The following is a 7,567-nucleotide window of genomic DNA, read 5'->3' on the forward strand; positions in this document are numbered from 1 at the left end:
CGAGCGGGCTATGCGGGTGGTCGGCCACGAACACCGCAATGGCCGATTGAAGCACCCCGGCTTGAAAGCGTTGCGCGGCATCATCACTGAGATCGTCGATGATGCGCGAGCGCGGGGCGCGCTGCCCGCCGGCACCGATGTGGACGCCGCGGTGAATGCGATCCACGCTTTGGCGCGCGGTCTTACGGAACGGGCGGCCGCCCTGGGCCCGGACGCGTACGCCGCGACGCTCGATTCAGCCAAGGGACTACTGCGGGGAACGCTCTTTACCGACGGCCGTCAATGACTCGCCCAGCGTCCACAACGCGACCCCGAGCAAGACCAGATCCTTGAGCAGAAATTGGCCCGGCAACGCCGAGAGAATCGGGAAACCATGGGCGTACGTCATCACCACGCCGGGGGTGGTGAACAGGAAACTCAGCGTGCCCAGGAACAGCACCACCGCCAGTGCGCTGCCCGCGGCCGATACCCGCGGCCATAGCGGCCGCAGTGCGATGAGAAGGGCGGCAACGATTTCCATCGTTCCGAGTGCGCGCGCGACGAAGGTGAAGCTGAAGATGTCGTAGACCCAGCTCATTAGTGGACTGTGTTGAATCAACACGCGGGCTTCCATTTTCACGTACTTGCCCACTCCGATCCACGCCAGCACGAGCACAAGGCCGTAGCGGCTGACGTGGTGTCCCCACCGGGTCAGAGTCGGCGCCGCGGCCGGCGCCAGGGTTTGGTCGATCATGAAGCAAAGTCCTTTCGGGAGCACAAACGAGGGCATCCACCCAACCCACGTTTCAGGCCTCGATCGCGTTCACTTTCGCAACCGCTCGAGGCCGGCGACGATGAGCCGCAACCCGAACGCGAATTCGTCCCCCAGCGGGACTGGCAAATCGTCGGCGACGGTGACCGTCGCGGGAAAGCGGGACGGATCGAGTCGGTGAAAGGCCGCCGAGAGTTCGGCGTCGTGTTGATCGGGCTCCGCCGGCACCGAAGACAGTTGTATCGCAAAGCCCAGGACGTAGCGGGCCAGCGTCGCGTACGCGCGGGCCGCGTCCGCCGACGAGAAACCATTGTCGAGGAACATGGCCAGGCAGCGCTCGCGATTGGCCAACGCGTTCGGGCCCATCGGGGTGTACCCGACCAACAGCGGCGCGACATTGCCATGTCGGCTCAGCGCGTCAAACATGTGACGCGCGAACAGAATACAGGCCCGCTGCCACGGCATTCCGGCGAGCTCCTTCGCGTCGAGGGCGACCTCCCCCAGAATTTGGTCGATCACCAGGGAGACCAATTCGGACCGGTTGGAGAAGTGGCGGTACAGCGTGGCGGTGCCCGACTCCAGGCGCTGCGCCAGCGACCGCATCGACAACGCCTCGGGTCCCTGCTCGTCGACGAGCTCGACGGCCGCACCCAGGATGCGCTCCATCGGTAGGGCCGGGCGACCGCGAGTACGCCGTTGCCGGTTGGTGTCGCCCACATCACTCAAGGTGGCGCTCCTACCGCTTGACACCGGGCACTCATTTCGGAGACACTGTATCCATAATTAACTTATGATTCAAGCACCTTGACAGCAAGGAACATTCGTCATGCTCCTCCCCCTGGCGGCAGAACCCTTCACCGCTCCCACCGACCGCGACATGCTTCCCTCCGAACGGCGCGAGTTCGTGCGCACCCATCGCACCTGCGTCTTCGGCTACCGTCGCCGCAACGACGGCCCGGGCATGTCGATCGTGTATTACATCCCCACCGATACCGACGAATTGCTGGTCTCCACGATGGCCGGCCGCGGCAAGGCTCGCATCGTCGAACGTGACGGCAAGGTGAGCCTGTGCGTGCTCGACGAACGGTGGCCCTTTGCCTATCTGCAGGTCTATGCCGACGCAACCCTCGACCGGGACCGGGATCTGGCGGTCGACGTGATGATGGCAGTCGGCGGTCGCATGTCCGGCCAACCACTGGGCGACGAGGCCCGGCCGCACATCCAGGAAATGTGTGAACGCGAGAACCGCGTGGTCATCCGCTGCCGGCCCTACTCGAGCTTTGCGACCCCGCCCCGCCATCTGCACCGCAACGACCAGGCCAAGGAACTCAGTCATTGGGTATCCGGCGTAATGCCTTGGGACGCAGCCGATTCAGCGGCGGGCTGATCACCCCGCGTAGCGGTCTCGCAGTTTGCTCAGCGTCGCTTCGATGCCCGTCGCGTTCGCCTTCGCGAAGCCCATCCGCTCGTAGTAGTTCAGCTTGTTCTTGAGCGCACCGGCATCGCGGTAGTCGAACGTCTCGGTGACCTGGGTCAGCGTCGGCGACAACTTCTCGAATTCCCACCGCCAGCGGTGACCCAGCGGGTGGCGCCATTCGATGAGTTCGTTTTGCGTCAGTGCGGTGATCGTGCTGGTGATCCGATACGGAAGCCCGAACATCTTCATGTGGGTCGAAAACTTCGAGCCCTCAACGAGTTGCGGCGGCACGCTGATGTTGTCGCGAACCGTGCCCGACCCGTCCAGTTCGTGGTGACGACGTGGATCGGCGACCATGGCATACAGCTCCGCGGCCGGCGCGGCCACCTCGACCCTGCGGCTCACCTGTCTGGGTCCTCGATCGACAACCGTGACGGTCATGATGTCTCCCTTCCGCTACCCGGCAGCGTAATCCCTCTAGCTCTGCGGGTCCGGAGTGTTGGAACTTACACCGGCGACGGCACGAACCGCGCACGCCAGAACCCGGATTCGGTCAACCGCGCGACCTCTTCGCGCAATACGACAACATGACTACGGCATGCTGGAACGCCGTAGCCCACGCGACACAGATGCCCGTGCAGAAAGGGACCCCACGCTTATGAGCCAGTCACTCTCGGGGAAGGTCGCGCTGATCACCGGCGCCGCGCGCGGGCAGGGTCGGGCACACGCCGTACGCCTCGCGGCCGAGGGCGCAGACGTCATTGCGATTGATATCGCCGGGCCGCTGCCGCCGAGTGTTCCCTACGACTCGCCCACGCCCGACGATCTGGCCGAGACCGCACGACTGGTAACCGCAAGCGGCCGCAGGGTGATTACGGCGCAGGTCGACATTCGCGATCTCGATGCGCTCAAAGCGGAAGTGGAAGTTGCCGTGCACGAGCTCGGCCGGCTCGACATCATCGTCGCCAACGCCGGAATCTGCAGTCCCTCTCCTTGGAATCGAATATCCGCACAGGCGTTCCGGGACACCATCGACACCAACGTCATTGGCACCTGGAACACCGTAATGGCGGGTGCGCAGCACATCATCGACGGTGACCGCGGCGGCTCGATCATCCTGATCGGTTCGGCCGCCGGTATCAACATGCAGTCCTTCATGATCCACTACACAGCCAGCAAACATGCCGTCGTCGGAATGGCGCGCGCGTTCGCCGCCGAACTCGGCCGGTACAACATTCGCGTCAACAGCCTGAACCCCGGCGCGGTCGCCACACCGATGGGTACCGGCCGAATGCGGGAAGCGCTGCACTCGGCGGCCGACGACTACCCGCAGCTACGGGGCATGCACAAACCCCTGCTGCCCGAGGGGATTGCACAGCCCGAGGACATCGCTGACGCCGTGGCCTGGCTAGCCTCCGACCAATCCAGGTTGGTAACCGCAAGCCAAGTTTCGGTCGACATCGGCGTCGGTTACGTCTGATGCAGGCCTGGTACAGCGGCGGCGGATCGCACCTGCGACAATAGGCCGCTCCGCCGAGCAGGCAGAATGGGGTAGTCGAGACCTGCCGGGGATAGATGAGGAGCGGCATGCCCACCAGCGAATATCGGGTGAGCGGGATGAGTTGCGGGCACTGCGAGGCGGCAATCCGCAGCGAGGTGGGCCAGATCCCGGGCGTCGACGACGTGACGGTCAGTGCCGCCACCGGCACTCTCGTCGTCACCAGCACGCAACCCATCGCCGCGGATGCCATCCTCGGTGCGGTGGACGAGGCCGGCTATGAGGCCGTCTTGGTCGCATGAGCACGCCCCCACGAGAGATGTACGAGGGCGCCCTCCCCGCTGCCACCGCGTCGACCATTCACTCCCGCATCGAGCTACACATCACCGGGATGACCTGCGCCTCCTGCGCGGCCCGGATCGAGAAGAAGCTGAACAAGCTCGACGGCGTCGAAGCGACCGTCAATTACGCCACCGAGAAGGCCGCTGTCACGGCTCCCGCCGGTTACGACGCGCGGATTCTCATCGGCGAGATCGAGAAGGCCGGTTACGCCGCCGCCCCGCCGTCGCGAGCGCGGGAGCGCGGCCGCGATCAAGCCGCCCGGGCGACCCCGGATGCTCCCGAGCTGACCTCGCTGCGCCGCCGTCTGGTCACCGCGATCGTGTTGGCCGGCCCCGTCATCGCCATGGCCATGTTTCCCGTTCTGCAATTCCCCCGCTGGCACTGGGTATCGCTGGCCCTGACCACCCCGGTCGTCGTGTGGTGCGGCCGGCCCTTCCACGCGGGCGCCTGGACCAACCTCAAACACGGCATGGCCACCATGGACACCCTCGTCTCGCTCGGTACGTTGGCTGCCTTCCTGTGGTCGGTGTACGCCCTCGTTCTCGGGACTGCGGGCCAACCAGGCATGCAGCATGACTTCGAGCTGACCGTCGGGCGCGACGGCGCCCCATGCCACGCCTACTTCGAGGTCGCCGCGGGCGTGACCCTGTTCGTCCTGGCCGGCCGCTACCTCGAAAAGCGTTCCAAGCGGGCGGCCGGCGCCGCGCTGCGCACGCTGCTGACGCTGGGCGCCAAGGACGTCGCGGTGCTGCGCCCCGACCTAGAAGGCACCGAGACCCGCGTCCCGGTCGAGCGGCTCGCGGTCGGCGACGAGTTCGTCGTGCGCCCCGGGGAACGGATCGCCACCGACGGGATCGTCGTCGCGGGTTCCTCGGCCGTGGACGCCTCCATGCTGACCGGCGAGTCCATCCCGATCGAGGTAGGCGAAGGTGACACCGTCACCGGCGCCACCGTCAACGCCGGCGGTCGGCTTGTCGTCCGCGCCACCGGGGTCGGCGCCGACACTCGGCTCGCACAGATGGCCAAGCTCGTCGAGCGGGCCCAGTCCGGCAAGGCCCAGGTGCAGCGCCTCGCCGACCGCGTCTCGGGGGTGTTCGTCCCCGTCGTCATGGCGCTGGCGGTGGCGACCCTGGCCGGCTGGCTCGCCGCGGGCTTCTCGCTCACGACCGCCCTGACGGCCGCCGTCGCGGTGCTGATCATCGCCTGCCCGTGCGCCCTGGGGCTGGCGACTCCGACCGCCCTGCTGGTTGGCACCGGCCGCGCCGCTCAGCTCGGCGTGCTCATCAACGGGCCCGAGGTGCTGGAGTCGACCCGCAGCGTCGACACGATCGTGCTCGACAAGACCGGCACCGTCACCACCGGCAAGATGACCCTGGTCGACCTCGTCACCGGCGCCGACACAGACCGCAGCACGCTGTTGCGCTACGCCGGCGCCGTGGAAGGCGCCTCCGAGCATCCTGTCGCCCAGGCAATCGCGCGCGCCGCCACAGCGCAACTCGGCGCGCTGCCGGCACCCACCGACTTCACGGGAGTCAACGGCGGGGGCGCGCGGGGCACGGTCGACGGTCGCGCCGTCGTCGTTGGGCGCGAGAGCCTGCTGACCGAATCCGGCATGTCCCTCGACGCCACCCTGTCTGCGGCCAAAGCCCGCGCCGAGAGCGAGGGCAAGACCGCCGTCGCCGTCGGCTGGGACGGCCTGGCTCGCGGCATCCTGGTGGTCGCCGACACCGTCAAGCCGTCCAGCGCCGAGGCGGTGCGGCAGTTCACCGGACTGGGCCTCACGCCGGTGCTGCTGACCGGCGACAACGGCACAGCCGCCGCCCATATCGCGGGCGAACTGGGCATCGCGCGGATCATCGCCGACGCCACGCCCGCCGACAAGGTCGCCGCGGTGAAACGTCTGCAGTCCGAGGGCAAGGTGGTCGCCATGGTCGGTGACGGCGTCAACGACGCCGCGGCGCTGGCCGCCGCCGACCTGGGTCTGGCCATGGGCACCGGCACCGACGTCGCGATCCAGGCCGCCGACCTCACCGTGATTCGCGGCGACCTACGCGCCGCCGTCGACGCGATCCGGCTCTCCCGGCGAACGCTGGCGACCATCAAGACCAACTTGGTGTGGGCGTTCGGGTACAACCTCGCCGCGATCCCCCTGGCCGCGCTCGGCATGCTCAACCCGATGTTCGCGGGCGCCGCAATGGCCGCCTCCAGCCTGCTGGTGGTCGGTAACAGCCTGCGGCTACGCTCGTTCACCAGCGTCATCGCCGACGCGTGAGTCAGGGGGCCCGGGGCGCGCACATCCGGTTGGCACACGCGCGGAAATGGTCGGATGACGGGCCGCGATCGTATGGGATAGTTGGTCCGGCCGCCGCCTTCGGTGACCCCGACCGGCCCCTCGACACTTACCTCACCCGCGCGCAGCGATCGATCTAGCAAAGGTCACGACCGTTGGAGCAGTTCTTCGGACAGCTGTCCCTGCTGCACGGCTGGTTTCCGCCGGCGGTGCAGGGTCTGGCTCTGTTCGTGTTGATCGTCGCGATCCGCTGGCGTTCGCGGCGCTGGCGCAAGGTGGTGCTACCGGTGGCGCTGGTCGCGGCCGTCGCCGTGACCGTCCTGGCGTACTGGTACATCACCTCGCTCGGGGTGGCCGGGGATCCGGCACCAACGGCGCTGTGGCTATGGATCGCGTTGGGCGGGTTGGCCGCGGCGGTCACGCTGGTGGGCTGGCCGGGCACCCGCTGGTGGCGCCGCGGGCTCGCGGTGCTCTCGGTGCCGCTATGCGTCCTGTGCGCGGGCCTGGCCTTGAACGGATGGGTCGGCTACTTCCCCACTGTGCTCGCCGCGTGGAACCAGCTGACGTCGGTCCCGTTGCCCGACCAGATCGACAGGCTGCGGGTCACCGAGATGCAGATCGCCGGGACCAGGCCGGCCAAGGGCGTGGTGGTGCCGGTGGACATCGACGACAACGGCTCGCACTTCGCCCACCGCCGCGAACTCGTCTATCTGCCTCCGGCATGGTTCAACAGCAATCCGCCGCCAAGGCTGCCGACGGTCATGATGGTCGGCTCCGCCTTCAACACCCCGGCCGACTGGCTGGGCCCGGGCGGCGCATTCACTGCGATCGACAATTTCGCCGCCGCGCATCACGGGTTCTCCCCGGTGCTGGTGTTCGTCGATCCCACCGGCTCATTCGACAACGACACCGAGTGCGTCAACGGCGCCCGGGGCAATGCCGCGGACCATCTGACGAAGGACATCGAGCCCTTCATGGTGTCGAACTTCGGCGTGAGTCCGGACCGGGCCAACTGGGGGGTCGCCGGATGGTCGATGGGCGGCACCTGCGCCGTCGACCTGGCCGTCATGCATCCGGAGATGTTCAGCGCGTTCGTGGACATCGCCGGTGATCGGGGGCCCAGCATCGGCTCAAAAGAGGCCACGCTCGCCAAGCTGTTCGGCGGCAACACCGCCGCGTGGGCCGACTTCGACCCGATCACCGTCATGAATCGGCATGGCCTCTACACCGGGCTGTCGGGATGGTTCGAAGTTCCCTCATCGTCGGAGG

Annotated in this window: 8 protein-coding genes and 1 pseudogene; 6 read left to right on the forward strand and 3 right to left on the reverse strand. The window is 67.4% G+C overall.

The genetic code is table 11. The features are described from left to right. Positions 1 to 286 (forward strand): annotated as a pseudogene (locus A5652_RS06545) (TetR/AcrR family transcriptional regulator); the annotation flags it as partial. On the opposite strand, the gene A5652_RS06550 reads toward A5652_RS06545, so the two are convergent. Together A5652_RS06550 and A5652_RS06555 are read right to left on the reverse strand one after the other, a co-directional pair. Then, entirely contained in the window at positions 248 to 733 is a 486-nt protein-coding gene (locus A5652_RS06550; RefSeq protein WP_067348050.1) for a YkgB family protein, read from the reverse strand. The pseudogene A5652_RS06545 and the gene A5652_RS06550 sit on opposite strands and share 39 nt — an antisense overlap. Positions 734 to 802: 69 nt before the next feature. Continuing rightward, on the reverse strand, positions 803 to 1,417 hold the full coding sequence (locus A5652_RS06555) for a TetR/AcrR family transcriptional regulator (RefSeq protein WP_067348056.1): 615 nt from the start codon (positions 1,415 to 1,417) through the stop codon (positions 803 to 805). 160 nt (positions 1,418 to 1,577) lie between these two features. Between A5652_RS06555 and A5652_RS06560 the strand changes: the two genes are divergently transcribed. Next, positions 1,578 to 2,138: a pyridoxamine 5'-phosphate oxidase family protein gene (locus tag A5652_RS06560; protein WP_067348059.1), complete on the forward strand. Its 561-nt coding sequence runs from the start codon at positions 1,578 to 1,580 to the stop codon at positions 2,136 to 2,138. Here A5652_RS06560 and A5652_RS06565 read toward each other — a convergent pair whose 3' ends face one another. Beyond that, positions 2,139 to 2,609 carry an SRPBCC family protein gene (locus A5652_RS06565; RefSeq protein ID WP_067348062.1) on the reverse strand — a complete coding sequence of 157 codons (471 nt, stop codon included), beginning with the start codon at positions 2,607 to 2,609 and terminating at the stop codon, positions 2,139 to 2,141. It abuts the gene before it with no gap. Positions 2,610 to 2,826: 217 nt separating this feature from the next. Here A5652_RS06565 and A5652_RS06570 point away from each other — a divergent pair, with 217 nt between their 5' ends. The 4 genes from A5652_RS06570 to A5652_RS06585 form a co-directional block, all read left to right on the forward strand. Then, complete coding sequence (locus tag A5652_RS06570; RefSeq protein WP_067348072.1) at positions 2,827 to 3,648, forward strand: mycofactocin-coupled SDR family oxidoreductase; 822 nt, start codon at positions 2,827 to 2,829, stop codon at positions 3,646 to 3,648. Positions 3,649 to 3,755: 107 nt separating this feature from the next. Beyond that, complete coding sequence (locus A5652_RS06575) at positions 3,756 to 3,968, forward strand: heavy-metal-associated domain-containing protein (protein ID WP_067348074.1); 213 nt, start codon at positions 3,756 to 3,758, stop codon at positions 3,966 to 3,968. Beyond that, positions 3,965 to 6,280: a cation-translocating P-type ATPase gene (locus A5652_RS06580; RefSeq protein WP_067348076.1), complete on the forward strand. Its 2,316-nt coding sequence runs from the start codon at positions 3,965 to 3,967 to the stop codon at positions 6,278 to 6,280. The genes A5652_RS06575 and A5652_RS06580 overlap by 4 nt, the downstream gene beginning before the upstream one ends. 173 nt (positions 6,281 to 6,453) lie before the next feature. Then, on the forward strand, positions 6,454 to 7,567 hold a 1,114-nt coding region (locus A5652_RS06585), incomplete at its 3' end, for an alpha/beta hydrolase family protein (RefSeq protein ID WP_067348079.1).

The sequence above is a fragment of the Mycobacterium sp. 1165178.9 genome (genome assembly GCF_001673555.1).
Taxonomy (GTDB): Bacteria; Actinomycetota; Actinomycetes; order Mycobacteriales; family Mycobacteriaceae; genus Mycobacterium.